The organism is Bradyrhizobium genosp. SA-3, assembly GCF_004212635.1.
Classification (GTDB): domain Bacteria; phylum Pseudomonadota; class Alphaproteobacteria; order Rhizobiales; family Xanthobacteraceae; genus Bradyrhizobium.
On the sequence record NZ_PSRT01000019.1, the window covers coordinates 1 to 19,845 of the forward strand.

15 protein-coding genes and 1 pseudogene are annotated in these 19,845 nt (G+C 63.9%); 12 read left to right on the forward strand and 4 right to left on the reverse strand.

Annotated features, from left to right (window positions below):
* Positions 1-1,254 (reverse strand): MFS transporter (locus tag CWO91_RS08600; protein ID WP_130213083.1); only part of this gene is annotated, 1,254 nt, incomplete at its 3' end.
* A 287-nt stretch (positions 1,255-1,541) separates the two neighbouring features.
* Positions 1,542-1,844 carry a hypothetical protein gene (locus tag CWO91_RS08605; RefSeq protein ID WP_130213084.1) on the reverse strand — a complete coding sequence of 101 codons (303 nt, stop codon included), beginning with the start codon at positions 1,842-1,844 and terminating at the stop codon, positions 1,542-1,544.
* A 450-nt stretch (positions 1,845-2,294) separates the two neighbouring features.
* Here CWO91_RS08605 and CWO91_RS08610 point away from each other — a divergent pair, with 450 nt between their 5' ends.
* The 4 genes from CWO91_RS08610 to CWO91_RS08625 all read left to right on the forward strand — a co-directional run bounded on the left by CWO91_RS08610 (position 2,295) and on the right by CWO91_RS08625 (position 6,255).
* Entirely contained in the window at positions 2,295-3,878 is a 1,584-nt protein-coding gene (locus CWO91_RS08610) for a hypothetical protein (RefSeq protein ID WP_130213085.1), read from the forward strand.
* A 123-nt stretch (positions 3,879-4,001) separates the two neighbouring features.
* Positions 4,002-4,985 (forward strand): TAXI family TRAP transporter solute-binding subunit, encoded by a 984-nt coding sequence (locus tag CWO91_RS08615; protein ID WP_433995550.1) that lies wholly within the window; start codon positions 4,002-4,004, stop codon positions 4,983-4,985.
* Positions 4,982-5,611, forward strand: coding sequence for a hypothetical protein (locus CWO91_RS08620; RefSeq protein WP_245471178.1), 630 nt, complete (start codon positions 4,982-4,984; stop codon positions 5,609-5,611). Before CWO91_RS08615 ends, CWO91_RS08620 begins: the two co-directional genes overlap by 4 nt.
* Before the next feature lie 26 nt (positions 5,612-5,637).
* Entirely contained in the window at positions 5,638-6,255 is a 618-nt protein-coding gene (locus CWO91_RS08625) for a hypothetical protein (RefSeq protein WP_245471179.1), read from the forward strand.
* Between the two features lie 290 nt (positions 6,256-6,545).
* On the opposite strand, the gene CWO91_RS08630 is transcribed toward CWO91_RS08625, so the two are convergent.
* Positions 6,546-7,289 carry an SDR family NAD(P)-dependent oxidoreductase gene (locus CWO91_RS08630; RefSeq protein WP_130213143.1) on the reverse strand — a complete coding sequence of 248 codons (744 nt, stop codon included), beginning with the start codon at positions 7,287-7,289 and terminating at the stop codon, positions 6,546-6,548.
* A gap of 144 nt (positions 7,290-7,433) precedes the next feature.
* Between CWO91_RS08630 and CWO91_RS08635 the strand changes: the two genes are divergently transcribed.
* The 5 genes and pseudogenes from CWO91_RS08635 to CWO91_RS08650 all read left to right on the forward strand — a co-directional run bounded on the left by CWO91_RS08635 (position 7,434) and on the right by CWO91_RS08650 (position 13,607).
* Positions 7,434-8,204 (forward strand): methyltransferase domain-containing protein, encoded by a 771-nt coding sequence (locus CWO91_RS08635; protein WP_130213087.1) that lies wholly within the window; start codon positions 7,434-7,436, stop codon positions 8,202-8,204.
* Positions 8,205-8,401: 197 nt separating this feature from the next.
* Entirely contained in the window at positions 8,402-9,403 is a 1,002-nt protein-coding gene (locus CWO91_RS08640) for a DctP family TRAP transporter solute-binding subunit (RefSeq protein ID WP_130213088.1), read from the forward strand.
* A gap of 155 nt (positions 9,404-9,558) precedes the next feature.
* Positions 9,559-10,035 (forward strand): annotated as a pseudogene (locus CWO91_RS45210) (TRAP transporter small permease); the annotation flags it as partial.
* 219 nt (positions 10,036-10,254) lie between these two features.
* Positions 10,255-11,535: a TRAP transporter large permease gene (locus tag CWO91_RS45215; protein ID WP_245471180.1), complete on the forward strand. Its 1,281-nt coding sequence runs from the start codon at positions 10,255-10,257 to the stop codon at positions 11,533-11,535.
* Between the two features lie 143 nt (positions 11,536-11,678).
* On the forward strand, positions 11,679-13,607 hold the full coding sequence (locus CWO91_RS08650; RefSeq protein ID WP_130213090.1) for an alkyl/aryl-sulfatase: 1,929 nt from the start codon (positions 11,679-11,681) through the stop codon (positions 13,605-13,607).
* A 315-nt stretch (positions 13,608-13,922) separates the two neighbouring features.
* On the opposite strand, the gene CWO91_RS08660 is transcribed toward CWO91_RS08650, so the two are convergent.
* Complete coding sequence (locus CWO91_RS08660; protein WP_091892693.1) at positions 13,923-14,993, reverse strand: glycosyltransferase family 4 protein; 1,071 nt, start codon at positions 14,991-14,993, stop codon at positions 13,923-13,925.
* Between the two features lie 278 nt (positions 14,994-15,271).
* Here CWO91_RS08660 and CWO91_RS08665 point away from each other — a divergent pair, with 278 nt between their 5' ends.
* Genes CWO91_RS08665 through CWO91_RS08675 form a run of 3 tightly spaced genes read left to right on the forward strand, consistent with a single transcriptional unit; the run spans position 15,272 to position 19,841 of the window.
* Positions 15,272-17,035, forward strand: coding sequence for an ABC transporter ATP-binding protein (locus CWO91_RS08665; RefSeq protein WP_130213092.1), 1,764 nt, complete (start codon positions 15,272-15,274; stop codon positions 17,033-17,035).
* 56 nt (positions 17,036-17,091) lie between these two features.
* Positions 17,092-19,296 carry an amylo-alpha-1,6-glucosidase gene (locus CWO91_RS08670; RefSeq protein WP_130213093.1) on the forward strand — a complete coding sequence of 735 codons (2,205 nt, stop codon included), beginning with the start codon at positions 17,092-17,094 and terminating at the stop codon, positions 19,294-19,296.
* A gap of 23 nt (positions 19,297-19,319) precedes the next feature.
* Positions 19,320-19,841, forward strand: a complete 522-nt coding sequence (locus tag CWO91_RS08675) for a PRC-barrel domain-containing protein (RefSeq protein ID WP_165405311.1) — start codon at positions 19,320-19,322, stop codon at positions 19,839-19,841.
* Positions 19,842-19,845: the final 4 nt, after the last annotated feature.

Here is a 19,845-nt window from a genome sequence, read left to right on the forward strand (position 1 = left end):
CTGGCCGGTCAGGCGCGCGGTGGCGACGATGCCGGAGGCGCTGCCGCTGCGATGCGGCGGCGCGCTCGACATCACCGCCTTCATGTTCGGCGCCTGGAAGAAGCCGAACCCCATGCCGCAGATCACCATCCGCCAGATGATGTCGGCAATGGCGGGATTGGCCGGCAGCATCGCGAGCAGCGCCATGCCGAGGCCGAGCAGCACGAGGCCGATGCCGCCGAGCAGGCCGACCGCGTGGCGGTCGGACAGGCGTCCGGCGATCGGCGCCATGATGCCGACCACCAACGGCCATGGCGTCATGAAGAAGCCGGTCTCGACCTGCGAGCGCCCGAGCACGTCCTCGAAGTAGAACGGCAGCGAGACGAAGGCGAGGCCCTGCACGGCAAAGGAGCACACCGCCGTCGCCGCCGACAGCGCGAACATCGGCCGGCTGAACAAGTCAATCGGCAGCATCGGCGCGGGATGGTCGGCGTGGCGGCGCGTCAGGATGAAGCCGAGCGCGAGCGCCGAGATCAGCTCGATGCCCACGACCACCGGCGATAAATTGTGCGCGGCGCTGCCGATGCCGGTGATGAATAGGCCGAGGCAGGCCGACGCCAGGATCGCGCCGAGAAAGTCAAAGCCGTGATCGGCGCGCGGTGTCTTCGGCAGCATTGCAAAGCCGATGCCGATCGCGACGAGGCCGAACGGGATGTTGACGGCGAACAGCCACGGCCAGGGGCCGAGCGCGAGGATGGCGGAGGCGATCGAGGGTCCGAAGGTGAAGGCGGTCGCGACCACCAGCGCGTTGTGGCCGAAGCCGCGGCCCAGCATCCGGCCCGGATAGACGAAACGCACCAGCGCCGTGTTGACGCTCATGATGCCGCTGGCCCCTAAGCCTTGCAGCGTGCGCGCGAGGAGCAGGCTGTCCAGCGACCACGCCACCGCGCAGAGCAGCGAGGCGACGGTGAACAGGATCAGGCCGCCGAGATAGATGCGCTGGTGACCGACGATCTCGCCGAGCGCGCCCAGCGGCAGCAGCGTCGCCACCAGCGCGATCTGATAGACGTTGACGACCCAGACCGATTGCTCCGGTGTGACATGCAGGTCGGCGGCAATCGCAGGCAGGGCGATGTTGGCGATCGCGGTGTCGAGCGAGGCCATCGCCAGCGCGGTGAAGATCGCCGCGATGGCCCAGCGCCGCTGCGCGGCCGGCAGGCCGTCGGAAATGGTGTGATCGGGCTCGCGCACCGCGGCAGGTAACGTGATTGTCATTGCGTTATTGTCATTGCCTGGCGCGTTGCTCCGGCGGCGTGGCCAAAAGGGGTTTTCGGCATGTACTACGGCCGAGCCGCCTGCCACAGGCATATGCTTGCATGCTGTGTATGCGCACCGCCCGCGGCTGTGCGTTCAGACAAAAAGTGCGAAAACAACCCCATGCACAGTAGAGATGGCCTTGATCGATAAGGGATTTTCAAACTGCGCTGGGATGACACCCGTCGTCGCCGCGACGTTGACACGTCGGGCAAAACACCGGCAGGATGCTATGCTGCCAGCGAGGGTCACAAGGCCCGCATAGGTTCGCTTGAATGCGCGATGTCCGCTTCGCGAGCAAGTTCAGCGCATCCGCTCATCTCATCGTCATGTGCCCGACTGACCGGATGCTCGCTGTCGTCAACTGATCCGGACAACGTCAGCTCGTTGAGCTCATCGCGCCACCTCTCGCTCGTGTAGTCCAGGGCAGCATCGGCGCGCCGAACCTGATCGCAAATCGTCACTTGTCTTCGGTCGATGCCGCCGCGATCACCCGCGAGGTGCGAGCCTGCCTGTTGTCTCGACTGCGATGTGGCCAGCGAACGACACATCTACTTCGCCTTTAGCCTATGAATTCGCACGACCGCGCCAGGAGAGGGCGCTCTTCTCTAACGGGAAGATAGAGCGCGCATCCATGTGGTCAGCACCGCTGGATGTCCTCATCTGTTGATGGCGACGTTGAACAGCGCCAGATCACGGCGCGGCCGTCGACCTGGCGTTCCGTCAGGATGGACCAGACATATTTCGGCCGATGCTTTGGGGCCGGCCGCGCCGCACCGGTTGATTTAATTTGACTTTTGCACTGGGTCAAAATTATATAGTTAATATATTTAATTATTTAATGATTATAAGCGGTTATTTCGATCTAGGCGTGTGCTGATCGAGGGCTGAAACCATGCGAACAGGCTGGGCCGTTCGCTCCATTGGGGTTGCTGTCGAGAGAGGCGTGATACATGCGCCGACCAATTGAGACTGCACCGAGGAACGGAGAAGGCATCTGGGTGGAAGATGCGACCGGGGCTGTTGAGGTCGGCCATTGGTCATCGGAGGCGGGTAAATGGGTCTGGCAGGACGGCTCTCCAATCTATCCTGCGCCGACCCATTGGTGTCCCGTCATCGAAGATGTCGATCCAGAGGAGGAACGATCGGGCGGTTGGCTTGTGGCGGTGGCAATTTTTGTTCCCGTCATCCTCGTTGGGGCCTCCTTGCTCGGTGTGTTTGAGCCATTCCGCCCGCAACCCTTTCCGGACATGACGCGAACCGGCGACGAGAGCGCCCTCAGCCTCGTTCAGCGGTCGGAAATCACGACCGGATCGCTCGCTCTCCTCCAACGCGAAGCGACCGGAGCCCTGATGCAGGCGGAGCCGGCAAGCGTGGTGCGGCCACAGCCGCGGCTGGACGAAGAGGCTCCGCGCATTGAAGCGCTCGCCAACGAGCTGGCCGAGGCGAACAGAGAGCTCGACGAGGCAGTCCAGCGCACGCAGACGGCGGAACTCGCCGGTGAGGAGCTGCGGAAATCGCTTCAGCAGGAGCAAGCCCACAGCGCCGAGCTCGCGAACGAACTTGCCGGAGTCCGCCGCGAGATCGATGCCGGTAAGGCACACGCGGACGATGTGGCCGCACGGCAGAGAGATGCGGCGGCGGGAGAGATCGCAGAACTGCAGCAGTCCCTTCAGCAGGAGCGGCAAAGAAGCGGCCTCCTCGTGAAGCAGGCGAACGCCGCGCAGGCAGCAGCGGCGAGCGCTGAGCAAGAACGCCATGAGGCGCAAGCACGCGCCGCCGCACTCGCGAGCGAACTTGCCGGAATACCTCGCGGATCGCTCATGGCGGAAGCTGCGGCCGCGGAACAGACGGAGGCGGCGGAGCGGGAGATTGCGGAGCTGCGGCGGTCTTTGCAAGATGAGCAGCGGAAGAACGCCGACCTTGTCGCCGAGGCCAAAGCGACGAAGGCGGCCATGGCCAATGCCGAACAACAACGCCGCGCTCTCGAAGAAGCCCAGGCGCACGCCGCCGCGCTGGAAAGAGAACTCGCCGAAACGCGCCGTGAGATCGAAACCCGGAAACTGCAACTGCGCGAGGCGGACAATGCGGCCTCGCAGCAGAGACAGGCCGCAGACCGAGAGATTGCTGAACTGCGGCAGTCGCTGCAACAGGAGCGGAGCGCGACCGAAGCCAAGCAAAGAGACCGTGCATCGGCATGGGCCCCCACCGATGTGCGCCTTCCGGTGGAGCAAGCAAATGAAGCCCCGATCTTGCCGGCGACGCAGAACGTGGAAGTGACCGTAGCGGAGCCGCCGACAGCCGCAAACCAAAACGACGCGGAGGCCCGATTGATCCCGCGCGCCAGGGCGTTGCTCGATCAGGGTAATATCGGTGCAGCGCGCATCGTCCTCGAGCTCGCGGCCGAGAAGGACATTGCGCAGGCAAGTTTCATGCTCGCGGAGACATATGATCCGGCGGTCTTAGCCGCCTGGGGTACCTATGGAACGCGCGGCGAAGCGGCCAAGGCGCGGGAGCTCTACGCTAGGGCACACCGGGGCGGTATTCGCGAAGCGAAGGAACGGCTGGATGCGCTGCAGCGCTGAGAATGGGCTCGTTGCATTTCGGCGCGACGAAAGGTTGCGACAGATGATCCAGAAGGGAGCGACATGAACAAGGTGCCAAAGTTACTCTCGTTGCTTCTGCTCACCTGCTTGGTGCCGGTCGCGATGATGCTTCAAACGGCCTGCTTGGAAGCGCAAACCGCGAGAAATACCAGGGCCGATGCTCAGCTTGTCCGGAGGCCCCTCCCGCAAGAGAATGAAAAGGACCGGATGAACGCCTGGACGGTCGGGCTCGCCGGCGGCCTGCTCGAGGGTGCGCCGATCCGCCTCGCCGCAGAAATGGCTCGCGTCGTCGACGACGGAGCAGACCTGCATCTCCTGCCGATCGTGACCCGGGGCGCCACCGACAATCTGAATGCGCTGCTCTATTTGCGTGGCGTCGATACCGCCATCATCAATTCCGACGCGCTCGAAGAATATCAGACTCAGGCACCGCAGATCCGAAGCCGCATCACGTATCTGCTCAATCTCTTCCCATCCGAGCTGCACATTTTTGTGCGGCCTGAGATCACAAGCCTGCAGGATCTTGCCGGCAAGAAGGTGAATTTCAACACCCTGGGCACCGCAGCCGCCTATTCAGGACCACTGATCTTCAGCCGTCTCGGCATCGATGTCGACAAGACATTCATTCCGCATCAGGTGGCCCTGGAGCAGATGCGCAAAGGCGAGATGTCGGCCGTCGTGTTCATCACGTCGAAACCCGTCGACGCCTTCGTACGGGGCCGCTGGGAGGCTGGATTCAAGTTCCTCCCGGTGCAGTACGACAGGAAGTTCGAGGACTATTATCTGCCCGCGACCTTGGACGCCAATGAGTACCCCAATCTGATCAAGCAAGGCGAGCGGGTCTCGACCATTGCGGTGCCGACGGCGCTCGTTGCCTTCAACTGGCCGCCACGCTCCAATCGCTACCAACGCGTGGCGCGCTTTGTCGAGTACCTGTTCTCGCGAATCGACCGCCTGCAAGCTCCAGGCTTCGATCCGAAATGGCGGTCGATCAATCTCGCGGCAACCGTTCCAGGGCTCACCCGCTTCCAAGCCGCGCAGGAATGGCTGGATCGCAAGGCGCGCAGTGCACAGGCGAGGCCATGAAGACTGCCGCTCCTCAGCTCGCCGTCGCCTTGAACGTCGCCTGCGGAATCGCTTACGCGCAAAACACTGGCGATCCCATGGAAACACTTCGGGCTTGTTCGGCGATGGAGGGGCAAGCCCGGCTGGAATGTCTGCAGGACTTATCACGTAAGATCCCACCGCCCGGTCGGCGGGCGTCGGACGATAGCTGGCTGGTCAGCGAGACCACTTCGCCGGTCGACTATTCACCGATCGTCACCGCCACCACCTCGTCCGTTGGCGGCTCGGATGGGGCCGCGATGCAACTCGCAATCCACTGCCGCAAAGGCCGCACGGAAGTCATAGTCGCAGGACCGGCGCTATCACGCAGTGCCAACGAATACGTCATCTCCTTTCGGCTCAATGCGGATACGCCAATGCAACTCACGGCAGCGTCGCCGTCATTCGGCTCCGGCGTCGCTTTCGGCGGCGACGTCGTAAAGTTGCTAAGCGCGCTACCCGACGACGGTCACATCGTTGTGCGCCTTTTCACCCGCACTGGTCCGGTGCAAGACGGACAATTCCTGCTCAGCGGATTCGAAAATGTGCGCAAGAAAATGGCGGCTGCATGCAAATGGCCACATGCCGTCGCCAGACCAGGAAGGTGATGGGCAGGGAAAACGGGAGATACGAGATGATCAATCCAAAATTGGCGATGGCAGTCATCAGCGGCCTGGCGATGCTGCTCCTGATCGGACCAAGCGCGCAGGCGCAGCAGGACAACCAGTTGATCCCGCAGGCGCGTGAGAAGAGCCAAGCGAGCAACCCAAAGCATCCGGCTCGGCAGAAACAGGTGAGCAAGCCGGCGCAGAATCAGGCGATCAAGCAGGATCCTGCGAACAACACGAAGATGGCTGAGGCGACGAAAGCCGAGAGCGCCAGGAAGCCGCATCGGCTGATCCTGCAGGTTAACTCCAACGAACCTGCGATGATGAACCTCACACTCAACAATGCGACCAACGTCGCGCAATACTACCGCGATCTCGGCGAACCAGTGTCGATCGAGGTGGTCACCTTTGGCCCCGGTCTTCACATGCTGCGCGATGACACCTCGCCGGTAAAGCCGCGGATCGAGGTGCTCGCGATGAGCCATCCCGAAATCTCCTTCAAGGCTTGCGGCAACACCCAGGAAAACATGCGCAAGGCGGAGAACAAGGACATCAACCTGATTCCACAGGCCACGGTCGTCAAATCCGGTGTCGTCCGCGTCATGGAGCTGCAGGAGCAGGGCTGGAGCTACGTCAAACCGTGAGGTCGGCCGGCAAACCCAGGGCAATCGCGTATGGGAAGCGGATTCCCTGCGGCCCATCCTCCGAGACGCCCGCTTTGGCGGGCTCCTCGGGATGAGGGCGGAGTGTGCGGCAGCAGTTTCAACGGCCTCGATGCCAATTAGCCTCATCCTGAGGAGACCGCTGGAAGCGGTCGTCTCGAAGGACGAGGCGCTTGCTCAGGCAGCTCCAAGAGATCATAAGCGATAGCCCTGCCGGCAAACCGGACAACGCGTGCGTTCGAGGGCAGCCGAGCGGATTCAGGAATCCACCTCTAGAACTGATACCTCCGCAAGCCCCCATCTACCGGGATCACCGTGCCCGTGATGTAGCGCGCCACCGGTGAGGCCAGGAACACTGCGAGCGCGGCCAGATCCTCCGGCTCGCCCCAATAGCCGACCGGAATCTCTTCCTCCGCGAAGCGCTCGCGATAATCCGGCGGGTAGTTGCGGCGGATCTGCTCGCTCATGATGCGGCCGGGCGGGATGCAGTTGATGGTGATGCCGTGCGCGCCGATCTCGCGCGACAGGCCCTTGGCCCAGGCGTGCACGGCGGCTTTCGCGGCGAAGGCGGCGTTGAGGCCTTCCGGCTCGGACTTGCCGGTGATGTTGACGATGCGGCCCCATTTGCGTTCGATCATCTGCGGCAGCAGCGCATGCGCGATACGGCGGTAGCTGGTGAAGTTCAGCGCGATCGCCTCGTCCCATTTGCTGTCGGGCGCATCGACGGGGAGGGGACGGCTGCCGCCGGCATTGTTGACGAGGATGTCGACATGGCCGAGCTCGTTGATTGCAAACGCCGCGATCCTCTCCGCCGCGTCCTTCGCCATCACATCCTGCTCGAACGGCGTTATCAGCCCGCCGCCGACCTCTTTCACCAGCTCGGCGAGCAGATCGGTCCGCCGCGCCACGCCAACGACGCGCACGCCTTCGGCAGCAAGGCCCTTGGCGATGGCGCGGCCGATGCCGATGCTTGCGCCCGTGACGACAGCGGTTTTCGATTTGAGCCCGAGGTCCATGGTCACACGCTCTCTTGTTTGCTTCTTGGCTGTTGCGTTCGTTTCCTGCCGCGTCCTGTGGGCTTTGCGAATTGCCCGACCGGGACGAGCAGTGGTAACCAAGAGCTTCGGCGAAGGAAACACGAAAAAGAAAAGGCATCAGTGATGGTCTGGGACCCGCAGCAATACCTGAAGTTCTCCGGCCACCGGCTCCGGCCCGCCGTCGACCTGTTGATGCGGATTCCGGATTTCGACCCACGCGCGATCGCCGACCTCGGCGCCGGCGCCGGCAATGTCACCAAGCTCATCAAGGAGCGCTGGCCGGATGCGACGGTGACCGGGGTCGAAGGTTCGGCCGAGATGGTCGCGGCCGGCCGCAAGGCTGCGCCCGACGTGGAATGGTCGCATGAGGATCTCGGCCATTGGCGTCCCACGAAGCAGTATGACTTGATCTATTCCAATGCCGCACTGCACTGGCTGCCCAATCATGCGGCACTGTTTCCGTCGGTGATGGAGAAGGTGACGCGTGGGGGCATGCTTGCGGTGCAGATGCCGCGCAATTTTACCGCGCCGTCGCATGTGCTGATCGGCGAGACCGCGCTGAACGGTCCCTGGCGGTCCAAGGTTGAGCATCTCGTCACCCCGCCGCCGGTCGAAGGGCCGGCCTTCTATCACGACCTGCTCGCGCCGCTCTCGCAGAATATCGGCATCTGGGAAACTGAATATCTGCAGGTGCTCGAAGGCAAGAACCCCGTGAAGGAGTGGACCAAGGGGACCTGGCTGACGCGCTACCTCGATGTCTTGCAGGGCGATGAGAAGGCTGCGTTCGAAGCCGCCTATGGGATGCGGGTCGCAAAGGCCTACCCGAAGAATGCGGCGGGGCAGACGCTGTTCCCGTTCCGGCGCCTCTTCATGGTCGCCCAGCGCAAAGGCTGATTGCGCTGCCGCAATGCGACATAAACGCTCGTTTCCTTGGACTGAAGCGGGCGCCGGGTTGCGCATCCGGCAGCGGTCAAGTTAGTTTGGCTGCGGCAAATTGGGCTTAGGTCTAGTTGTTCGGGTGGCGGATTGCTGCCACTACTGACCTGAAAACAAAAAGACCCAGTTTAGACAGGTTGTTGGGAGGTTACTTCATGCGCAAGCTGCTTCTTGCAGTCGCCGCCGCGGCTATTCTCTTGGCCCCTGCCGTCGCCCAGGCCCAGAATCCCATCGTCATCAAGTTCAGCCACGTCGTCGCCAATGACACCCCGAAGGGCAAGGGCGCGCTGAAGTTCAAGGAGCTCGCCGAGAAATACACCGACGGCAAGGTCAAGGTCGAGGTTTACCCGAACTCCACGCTCTACAAGGACAAGGAGGAGATCGAGGCGCTCCAGCTCGGCTCGGTGCAGATGCTCGCGCCGTCGACCGCGAAATTCGCGCCGCTCGGCGTCAAGGAATTCGAGGCGCTCGACCTGCCTTGGCTGTTCAGGGATGACCAGACCTACGCCAACGCGATGAAGGGCACGGTCGGCAAATGGCTGTTCCAGAAGCTCGAGGCCAAGGGCATCACCGGGCTCGCTTATTGGGACAACGGCTTCCACATGCTCTCCGCCAACCGCCCCTTGCTGAAGCCGACCGATTTCCAGGGGCTTAAATTCCGCATCTCCGGATCGAAGATCGCCGACCAATATCTTCGCATCATGGGTTCGATCCCGCAGATCATGGCGTTCTCCGAAGTCTACCAGGCGCTGCAGACCGGCGTGGTCGACGGCTGCGAGAACACGGCGTCCAACTACCTGACGCAGAAGTTCTACGAGGTGCAGAAGGACATCACCGTATCCTATCACGCGCATCTGCAATATGCCGTCATCGTCAACGCGAAATTCTGGTCGGGCCTGCCGCCCGACGTCCGCACCCAGCTCGACAAGGCGATGGCGGAGGCGACCGACTACACCAACTCGATCGCGCGCCAGGAGAACGAGGACGCGCTGGCCGAGATCAAGAAGACGGGCAAGACCAATCTGCATTATCTCACCGACGCCGATCGCAAGGTGTGGCAGGAGGCGATGCAGCCGACCTACAAATGGGCGAAGGGACGGGTCGGGCAGGAGGTGCTCGATCTCCTCGCCAAGGAACTCGACGTCAAGATGAACTGACGGCCGCGCCCTATTAAGAACAATAACAACGGTCGGGGGTGATCGCACTCCCGGCCGTTTCGCTCTTGAATGGACGAGCCAATGCTGGGGGGACCAAGTTGCTGCGTGTGCTGAATCGAGTGCTCGATCATCTCGAGGAATGGCTGATCGCGACGATGATCGCGGCTGCGACGTCGCTCATCTTCGTCGCGGTGCTGCACCGTTACGGCGCCGGCCTGTCGATCGATATCGCCAGATGGGCGGAGGCCCGCAATCTGGCCTTCCTCGCCATCCCCGCGCGCGCGACGTTCAGCTGGCTTGCCTCGCTCGACCTGTCCTGGGCGCAAGAGCTCTGCATCTACATGTTCATCTGGATGGCGAAGTTCGGCGCCGCCTACGGCGTGCGCACCGGCATCCATGTCGGCGTCGACGTGCTCGTCAACATCCTTCCGGGCGGATCGCGCCGCCGCGTCATCACCTTCGGGCTGTTGTGCGGCGCGCTCTTCACCGCCATCGTGAGCTATTTCGGCGCCGCGTTCGTCAGCCAGATGTGGCAGACCGGCCAGCAGTCCAACGACCTCGAAGCGCCGATGTGGGTGGTGTATCTCACCATCCCGCTCGGCTCCGGCTTGATGTGCTTCCGCTTCCTCCAGGTCGCCTGGTCGTTCTACCGTACCGGCGAGCTGCCGCATCACGACATGGCGGGCGTCGAGGGCGTCGAGGCGGACCCGGTGCATCCGGCCCCGGTCACACCCAGCCAGGTCGTCCGGGACGAGCGCAGCCCGCTCGGCTGGATCCTGATGCTGCTGCCGGTCCTGATCGTCGCCCTGTGCTTTGCGCATGCCGGCCACGTCATCACGCTGCCGCATGGCCTGCGCGTCGTCATCGTGTTCGCACTTCTGCTCTCGTTGATGCTGACGGGCATGCCGATCTCGATCGCGCTGGGTCTGACCGTGCTCAGCTTCATGTTCACGCTGACCGATGTGCGAACGGAATCGGTGGCGCTGAAGCTGTTCACCGGCATCGAGAATTTCGAGATCATGGCGATCCCGTTCTTCATCCTTGCCGGCAACTTCCTGACCCATGGCGGCGTGGCGCGCCGGATGATCACGTTCGCGACCGCGCTGGTCGGCCATTGGTACGGCGGTCTCGCTTTGTCGGGCGTGGTCGCTTGCGCGCTGTTCGCGGCAATTTCCGGCTCGTCGCCGGCGACCGTGGTGGCGATCGGCTCGGTGATCCTGCCTGCGATGGTCGCGCAAGGGTTTCCGAAGCGGTTCGGGGCGGGGGTGATCACGACCTCAGGCTCGCTCGGCATTCTCATTCCGCCGTCGATCCCGATGGTTCTCTACGCCGTCTCCACCAACAGCTCGGTCGGCAAACTCTTCATCGCCGGCATCGTGCCGGGATTCGTCCTCGCCACGCTGCTCGGCGCCACGACGTTCTATCGTGCCTGGCGCAACGACTATCCGCGGATGCCGAAGGCCACGTTCCTCCAGCGTCTCGATGCGTTCCGCAAGTCGATCTGGGGCATCCTGCTGATCGTGATCGTGATCGGCGGCATCTACAGTGGCCTGTTCACGCCGACCGAAGCTGCGGCCGTCAGCGCGGTCTACGCCTTCATCGTCGCAGTGTTCATCTACAAGGATCTGAAGCTGCGCGACGTGCCGCGGGTACTGCTGTCGTCGGCGAACCTTTCGGCGATGCTGCTCTACATCATCACCAACGCGGTGCTGTTCTCGTTCCTGATGACCTACGAGAACGTGCCGCAGGCGCTGGCGCAATGGATGATCGACCAGGGCCTGGGGTGGATCGGCTTCCTGCTCGTCGTCAATCTGCTGTTGCTGCTGGCGGGCAACGTGATGGAGCCGTCCTCGATCATCCTGATCATGGCGCCGATCCTGTTTCCGGTCGCGGTCAAGCTCGGCATCGATCCGATCCATTTCGGCATCCTGATGACGGTCAACATGGAGGTCGGGCTGTGCCATCCACCCGTCGGCCTCAACCTCTACGTCGCCTCAGGTATCGCCAAGATGGGCATCACCGAGCTCACGGTCGCGGTGTGGCCATGGCTGTTGACCATGCTGACGTTCCTGGTGATCGTGACCTATTGGCCCGGCCTGTCGTTGTGGCTGCCGACGCTGCTGGGGATGTAGCTGAGCAAGCCGTACCGACGGTGTGCACCCTCTCCCCTTGCGGGAGAGGGTGGCTCGCCGCAGAGCGGCGAGACGGGTGAGGGGTTCTCTCCGCGAATGACTATCTTAGTAGAGCTCGCGGAGCTGACCGGGGAGGACCAGATATGACAGAATCCAGCAGCGAGCCGAAGGCAGCAACGTCGTCCGTCATCGCTCAGCACGAGGCCATGCTGAACGCGCTGCCGTTCTCCGATACGCGGGATTTCGACGACGCGGCGCGCGGCTTTCTCGGCACGATCGAGAACGCGACGGTCACACATCCGCAGGGGCGGACGGTCTGGAGCCTTGCGCCCTACGGCTTCCTCGCCGAGCAAGAAGCGCCGCCCACGGTCAATCCGAGCCTGTGGCGGCAGTCGCGGCTCAACATGCATCACGGCCTGTTCGAGGTCGTTCCGGGCGTCTATCAGGTGCGCGGGCTCGACATCGCCAACATGACGCTGATCGAGGGCGACAGCGGCGTCATTGTCGCGGATACCCTGACCTCGATCGAGGGCGCGCGCGCCGCGCTCGATCTCTACTTCAGGCATCGTGGCAAGCGCCCGGTCGCGGCCGTCATCTTCACGCACACCCACACCGACCATTGGGGCGGCGCGCGCGGCGTGCTGGAGGAGGATGCGCTGGCGACCAGCCGCGTGCCGATCATCGCGCCGAACCTGTTCATGGAGCACGCCGTCTCCGAGAACATCATCGCGGGACCGGCGATGCTGCGCCGGGCGCAGTACCAGTTCGGCCCGTTCCTCGCCAAGGGCGTGCGCGGGCAGGTGGATTGCGGCCTCGGCAAGTCGATGGCGGCAGGCTCGGTTGCGCTGCTGCGCCCGACCGATTTGATCGTGGCCACCGGCGAGACGCGCGTCATCGACGGCGTCGAGTTCGAATTCCAGATGGCGCCCAACAGCGAAGCGCCGGCGGAGATGCATTTCTTCGTCCCGCGCTACAAGCTTCTGAATCTCGCCGAGAACTGCACCCACAATTTCCACAATCTGCTGCCGTTCCGCGGCGCCGATGTGCGCGACGCGCTGGCCTGGTCGAAATATCTGGGCGAGGCCCTGCTGCTCTGGGACGGCAAGGCCGAGGCGATGTGCGGCCAGCATCACTGGCCGGTGTGGGGGCGGGAGCGGATCGGCACGATGATCCGGCAGCAGCGCGACCTCTACAAATTCGCGCACGACCAGACCATCCGCCTGATGAACCACGGCCTCACCGCCGCCGAGATCGCCGAGACGATCGAGTTGCCGAAGAGCCTGGAGGCCGCCTGGCACGGCCGCGGCTATTACGGCCACATCCGGCATAATGTGAAGGCGATCTACCAGAAATATCTCGGCTGGTACGACGCCAATCCGGTCAATCTCGACCCGCTGCCGCCGGTTGAATCAGGCAGGAAGTATGTCGAGTACATGGGTGGCGCGGATGCCATCCTGGCGCGGGCGCGGACGGATTTCGACAAGGGCGAGTTTCGTTTCGTCGCGCAGGCGCTCGGCCATCTCGTCTTCGCCGAGCCGGACAATCAGGCGGCGCGCGCGTTGCTGGCGGATACGCTCGAGCAGCTCGGTTATGCCGCCGAAAGCGCGACCTGGCGCAACGCCTATCTGTTCGGTGCCCAGGAATTGCGCCAGGGCATGCCGAAGGTGTCGGCGCGCCCGCCGATGCCGCGCGAGACGCTGGCCGCATTGCGCACCTCGCAGCTCTGGGACGTGCTCGGCATCCGCCTCAACGGCCCGAAGGCGGAGGGCAAGCACATCGTGCTGAACTGGCGTTTTTCCGACACCGGCGAGACCTTCGTTCTCAATCTGGAGAATTCTGCGCTGACCTATACCGAGGGCGTGCAGGCGGAGGGCGCCGATGCCAGCTTCATGCTGGCGCGCTCGACGCTCGACGAGGTCATCGCGAAACAGACGAGCTTTCCGGAGGCGGGAGCCGCCGGCAAGATCAAGCTATCAGGCAATCCGATGCGGCTCGCCGAGCTGATGGGCCTGATGGACGAATTCCCGCGCATGTTCGAGATCGTCGAGCCGAAGCGGGCAGGGGTGGTGTAGGGCGCCGGCGCCGCGCACATTTCTCCGTCATTGCGAGCGCCGCGAAGCAATCCAGAATCCCTCCACGGAAAGACTCTGGATTGCTTCGCTGTGCTCGCAATGACGCGTGATAGAGCGGGGATATTACGCACTCAGTGTCGTCCCGGCCTAGTGCGCAATTGCGCACGAGGAGCCGGGACCCATAACCCCAGGAAGAGTTGTGGCACGAGACTGGCAACTACGAGTCTTCGCCAAACAGCATCCTGTGGCTATGGGTCCCGGATCTGCGCGCGCTTGAGGCGCGCTTGTCCGGGACGACAGTGGAGATTGTGTCCGCTACTCCGCGCTGCTCACCAGCTTGATCCGCGGTGCTTGTTCCTCGGTCAGGCTGCGATAGGCGGCGAGATAGTCCAATGCCATGCGCCGCGCCGTGAAGCGCGTCTCGAACTGCTTGCGGATCGCGGCGCGGTCGAGCTGCGGCAGGCGCTTGATCACCCCTGCCGCGCTGATGACGTCCTCGACCACGAAGCCGGTCAAGCCTTCGTCGATGATCTCCGGCACCGAGCCGCGGTTGAAGGCGACGACCGGCGTTCCGCAGGCCATGGCTTCGATCATCACGAGGCCGAACGGCTCCGGCCAGTCGATCGGCAGCAAGAGGCCGAGCGCGCCGCTCAGGAAGTCCGATTTCTCGTGATCGCTGATCTCGCCGATGAACTCCACCAGCGGATTGTTCTCGATCATCGGCCGGATCAGCTCGTCATAGTAATCCTGGTCGGCGCGATCGACCTTGGCGGCGATCTTCAGCGGGATGCCGCAATGGGTCGCGATCTTGATGGCGCGGTCGACACCTTTCTCCGGCGCGATGCGGCCGAGAACGGCAAGATATTCTTGGCGAGCCGGTTTCGGCGTCAGCAGGTTCTCCGGCAGGCCGTGGTGGATCGTCGTCACCCAGCTTGCCTGCGGTACCGGGCGCCGCTGCGCATTGGAGATCGAAATGACGGGCATCTTCGTGAAGGTGTTGAAGACCGGCTGATGCTCCGGCAGGTCCAGCCGGCCGTGCAGCGTGGTCACGAACGGCGTCGGCTGCCGGTGGAATAGCGACCACGGATAATAATCCAGATGGAAGTGGAGGAAGTCGAACTCCTCATCGTCACATTTCTGCCGCACCCGCTCCAGGAGCACCATGTGCAGCGCATTGGGATCGCGCACGGAACCGTCGAGACGGAGTGCCCGCGGCCACAATGCATCCAGCTTTCCCGAGGTTTGCGAGTCGCCGCTGGCGAACAGCGTCACATCGTGTCCAAGGGCCACCAGCTCTTCCGTCAACCAATGCACCACCCGCTCGGTGCCGCCATACAGCTTGGGTGGAACAGCCTCCGTCAACGGAGCAACCTGCGCGATGCGCATCTCACCATCTCCTTTGTGCGATCATGATCGAAGAGCCCCCGCCAGTACGGCACCGGCAATGCCAGACAAGGGAACGTTCCCGCACTTGCGAAGTTCCTTCCTCCAAACGTTACATATTCGACACGTCCGGGGTCGTCTCGATGCTGCCATCACATCTTCTCAGATCGTCCGCATCCGCATGTCGTGATCGCCCGGCCCGGGAACCGAGGCGAAGCGGTCGATGTTCAGTTCGATCGGTAAACAACATCGAAAATCATCACGACGGGGTCAGTAGCCACATGGATCAGCTTTCTGGATACGCGCGCAGGCCATTTGCTTTTGTCCTGCGCTATCTCCGGCGTCGTCTTGCGTCGCATCTGGTGATCCTGACCGCTGTCGTGGCAGCCGTTGCCTGCTCCGTGGGCACGCAGTATGGCGTCAAATCCCTGGTCGACAGTCTGTCCGCCGGACCATCACATGGTGGCAGCGTATGGCTGGCATTCATTTTACTCATGTCGCTGATCGCCGCCGACAACTTCCTGTGGCGGATCGCGAGCTGGACGGCGAGCTTCACCTTCGTCCGGGTCACGGGTGATTTACGCCGTGACATATTTCGTCATCTGACCGGTCACGCGCCGAGCTATTTCTCCGATCGCATGCCCGGCATGCTGACGAGCCGCATCACGGCGACCTCGAACGCGGTGTTCACGGTCGAGAACATGTTCGTCTGGAACGTGCTGCCGCCCTGCATTGCCACAGTTGCGGCAATCATGCTGATTGGAATCGTGAGTCCCTATATGGCGCTCGGCCTGATCGTGATCGCCGGTGGCATGGTGATCGCGATGTTCCACCTGGCCGCCGCCGGCAAGCCGCTGCATGACGATTTCGCCGACAAGGCAGCGGTGGTCGACGGTGAGATGATCGACGTGATCAGCAATATGCCGCTGGTGCGCGCTTTCTGCGGCATCAGCCACGAGCATGAGCGGTTCGATGCGACGGTGAACCGGGAGCTCACCGCGCGAGGCCGCAGCCTGCGCTATCTGGAGAAGCTGCGGCTCACGCATGCCGGCGTGACCGTCGTGCTGACGGTGGCGCTAATGGCCTGGGCGATCACACTGTGGCAGCGGGGCGAGGCGACCACCGGCGATGTCGTGCTGGTGTGCACGCTCGGCCTGTCCATTCTCAATGCCACGCGCGACCTCGCGGTGGCGCTGGTCGACGTCACCCAGCACGTCGCGCGGCTGACCGAGGCGATCGCCACGCTGCTGGTGCCGCACGAGCTGCGCGATCACCCCGAGGCCGAGCCTCTCGTCAAGAGCGGCGCCGCGATCGCGTACAACAACGTCACCTTCGGCTATCCCGGCGGCGAGAAGATATTTGAGCGGTTCAGCCTGCGCTTGCAGCCCGGCCAGCGCGTCGGCTTGGTCGGCCAGTCCGGCGGCGGCAAATCGACGCTGTTCACGCTGCTCCAGCGCTTCTATGATACCGACGAGGGCAGCATCACCATCGACGGACAGGACATCTCGAAGGTGACGCAGCTGAGCCTGCGCGAGGCGATCTCGGTCGTGCCGCAGGATATCTCCTTGTTTCATCGTTCCATCCGCGAGAATATCCGCTATGGTCGCCCAAACGCGACCGATGACGAGGTGCTGCGCGCGGCGATCGCGGCGCGCTGTGATTTCGTCGAGAGCCTGCCCGACGGCCTCGACACCATGGTCGGCGACCGCGGTGTGAAGATGTCGGGCGGCCAGCGCCAACGCATCGCGATTGCGCGCGCCTTCCTCAAGGACGCGCCGATCCTGCTGCTCGACGAGGCGACCGCAGCGCTCGACAGCGAATCCGAGGAGGCGATCCGCGAGGCGCTGTCGCGGCTGATGCGCGGCCGCACGGTGATTGCGATCGCGCACCGCCTGGCGACGCTGCGCAATTTTGATCGCGTGGTGGTGCTCAAGGCCGGTAAGATCATCGAGGACGGCGCGCCCGACCGGCTGATGCAGGCTCACGGTCCCTACCGTGAGCTGGTGACGCAGGAGATGAGCCGGCTCTCGAAGTTCGCCGCGTAGATCCTGCAGTCGCGTTCGTTGGTTGCGTTTCGAATCAAGGCGCAGGGGAGCAGCTCATGGCAGCCGAAACCGTAACCCAGATCATTTCGATATCGCAGACGGCGGAAGCCGTCGCGGAGCAGACGTTCTACATTCCGATGACGGGACCCGCCGCCCGGCCGCGGCGGTCCCTCAAGCACGACGATACCTTCATCGTGCTCGACAGCCATGGCGACATCGGCGCTTCGGCGGGCGGGCCAGACGGGCTGTTTCACCACGACACGCGCTATCTGGCGCGGCTGGAGCTCGTGCTCGACGATCTCCAGCCGCTGCTGCTCGGCTCGAATCTGCGCGACGACAATTCGGCGTTGACAGTCGATCTGACCAATCCCGACATCTACCGTCAGGGCCGCCTCGTGTTCCAAAAGGATCTGCTGCACATCGTGCGCACGATCTTCCTGTGGCGCGGTGCCGCCTATCAACGCATCGGCGTGCAGAACCACGGCGACGCGCGCGCCAGCTTCGAGTTGACGCTGCTGTTCGACAACGACTTCGCCGACCTGTTCGAGGTCCGCGGCGAGCGGCGCCCGCGCCGCGGGACGGGCACGAGCCGGCTGCTCGGCCCGACCGACGTGTTGTTCGGGTATCGCGGCCTCGACGACGCCGAGCGCACCACCGGCCTGCATTTCGACCCGCGCCCGACGCGGCTGTCGGTCAATGCCGCGACCTGGCAGCTCGAGCTCGACCCGCACGAGGCCAGATCGCTGTTCGTCGCCGTCTCCTGCAACCGACCGGTGACGGAAAAGCCGGCGCGGTTCTTCCAGGGCCTCCTGGCGCACCGCCGCGAGATGCGGCAGTCGACCATGGGCGCCGCCAGCATCGAGACCTCCAACAACATCTTCAACGAGGTGCTGTGCCAGGCCATGGCCGACCTCAACATGCTGATGACGGAGACGCCACAGGGTCGTTATCCCTATGCCGGCATTCCCTGGTACTCGACCACGTTCGGTCGCGACGGCCTGATCACCGCGCTCCAGATGCTCTGGATCGATCCACGCGTCGCCAAGGGCGTCTTGCGGCGGCTCGCGCATTTCCAGGCGAAGGCGATCGATCCGCTCGCCGACGCCGCGCCCGGAAAGATCCTGCACGAGATGCGAGGCGGCGAGATGGCGGCGCTGGGCGAGGTGCCGTTCTCCCAATATTACGGCAGCGTCGATTCGACCGCGCTGTTCGTCCTGCTCGCGGGAAGCTATTTCGAGCGCACCGGCGACGAGGCCACGCTGATCGAGCTGTGGCCGGCGATCGAGGCGGGGCTCGCCTGGATCGACGGTCCCGGCGATCCCGATCAGGACGGCTTCGTCGAATACCAGCGCGCGACGGAAAAGGGACTGGCCAACCAGGGCTGGAAGGATTCCTACGACGCGATCTTCCATGCCGACGGCCAGCTTGCGGAAGGCAACATCGCGCTCGCCGAGGTCCAGGGCTATATCTACGCCGCCAAGCAGCTCGCCGCGCGCTGCGCGCTGCGGCTCGGCAAGCCGGACCGCGTGCGCCAGCTCGAGGCCGAAGCCAAGGCGCTGGCCGAGCGCTTCGAGAAGGCGTTCTGGTGCGAGGAGCTCGGCACCTATGCGCTCGCCCTCGACGGCAGGAAGCGCCCCTGCAAGGTGCGGACCTCGAATGCCGGGCAGGTGCTGTTCAGCGGCATGATCCGCGAGGATCGCGCCCGTCTCGTCGCCGCCGATCTGATGCGGCCGCATTTCTACTCGGGCTGGGGCATCCGCACCGTCGCGCAGGGCGAGGTGCGCTACAACCCGATGTCCTATCATGACGGCTCGATCTGGCCGCACGACAACGCGCTGATCGCGCTCGGGCTCGCGCGCTACGGCCTCAAGCATTCGGTGGCGCATGTCTTCAAGGGGCTGTTCGACGCGGCGACCTACATGGACCTGCGCCGGCTGCCCGAATTGTTCTGCGGTTTCCGGCGCGAGAAGCGGCGCGGCCCGACGCTCTATCCGGTCGCCTGCGCGCCGCAGGCCTGGGCCAGCGCGACGCCGTTCACGCTGCTGGAGGCGGCGCTGGGCATCGAGTTCGACGTCGCACGCTGTGAGATTCGCCTGCGTAATCCGCATCTGCCGACGTTCCTGAACGAGGTGATCCTGCGCGATCTGCGGCTGGGCGGGTCCAGCGTGGATCTGCGCGTCAGTCGCCATGGCGACGACGTGGCGCTGGAGGTGTTGCGCACGCGCGGCCAGATCCAGGTCTCGATTGTGCTGGCGCGCTAGTGGCGCGCCGAGAGGAGGGTGCGATGCGTGCGATCGGAGCGCTGATCCTGGGCATAGCCATCGTCTCGGGCCTGGCGGTGGCGACCTCGCGTGCCGCGGAGGATCAACCCGCGGGCGCGAGCGAAGCGAATGCGCCGCCGACGGCACAGCCGCCGGCCTCGACCGTTCCGGTCACCCCCAAGGATGCCGCCCCGCCGCCCTCGGTGACCATCATCGGCGCAAGCGAGGCGCATGGCGTCCTCGGCCGCGACGTTCGCAGCGCCGCCGGCGAAGACATGGGTCGCATCGTCGACGTCATCGTCGATCGCACCGGCCATGTGCGTGCGGCGGCGATCGATTTCGGCGGCTTCCTCGGCGTCGGCAGCCGCAAGATCGTGGTGGACTGGAACGCGCTGCGCTTCGGCAAGATCGCCAACAAGAAGGACAGCATCACGCTGGAATTGACCAAGGCGCAGGTCGCGGCCGCGCCGGAATACAAGGAAGACACGCCGATCGTCGTGCTCGGCGCGTCCGGCAGCCTTCAACCGCTGCAAGCGATTCAGTGAGGTG

Bases quoted from the DNA above. Each gene is read 5' to 3' on its own strand.
- CWO91_RS08665 (WP_130213092.1), top strand. From the start codon at position 15,272: ATGGATCAGCTTTCTGGATACGCGCGCAGGCCATTTGCTTTTGTCCTG.
- CWO91_RS08635 (WP_130213087.1), top strand. From the start codon at position 7,434: ATGGTCTGGGACCCGCAGCAATACCTGAAGTTCTCCGGCCACCGGCTC.
- CWO91_RS08675 (WP_165405311.1), top strand. From the start codon at position 19,320: ATGCGTGCGATCGGAGCGCTGATCCTGGGCATAGCCATCGTCTCGGGC.
- CWO91_RS08615 (WP_433995550.1), top strand. From the start codon at position 4,002: ATGATGCTTCAAACGGCCTGCTTGGAAGCGCAAACCGCGAGAAATACC.
- CWO91_RS08630 (WP_130213143.1), bottom strand. From the start codon at position 7,289: ATGGACCTCGGGCTCAAATCGAAAACCGCTGTCGTCACGGGCGCAAGC.
- CWO91_RS08640 (WP_130213088.1), top strand. From the start codon at position 8,402: ATGCGCAAGCTGCTTCTTGCAGTCGCCGCCGCGGCTATTCTCTTGGCC.
- CWO91_RS08605 (WP_130213084.1), bottom strand. From the start codon at position 1,844: ATGTGTCGTTCGCTGGCCACATCGCAGTCGAGACAACAGGCAGGCTCG.
- CWO91_RS08650 (WP_130213090.1), top strand. From the start codon at position 11,679: ATGACAGAATCCAGCAGCGAGCCGAAGGCAGCAACGTCGTCCGTCATC.
- CWO91_RS08625 (WP_245471179.1), top strand. From the start codon at position 5,638: ATGATCAATCCAAAATTGGCGATGGCAGTCATCAGCGGCCTGGCGATG.
- CWO91_RS08670 (WP_130213093.1), top strand. From the start codon at position 17,092: ATGGCAGCCGAAACCGTAACCCAGATCATTTCGATATCGCAGACGGCG.
- CWO91_RS08620 (WP_245471178.1), top strand. From the start codon at position 4,982: ATGAAGACTGCCGCTCCTCAGCTCGCCGTCGCCTTGAACGTCGCCTGC.
- CWO91_RS08660 (WP_091892693.1), bottom strand. From the start codon at position 14,993: ATGCGCATCGCGCAGGTTGCTCCGTTGACGGAGGCTGTTCCACCCAAG.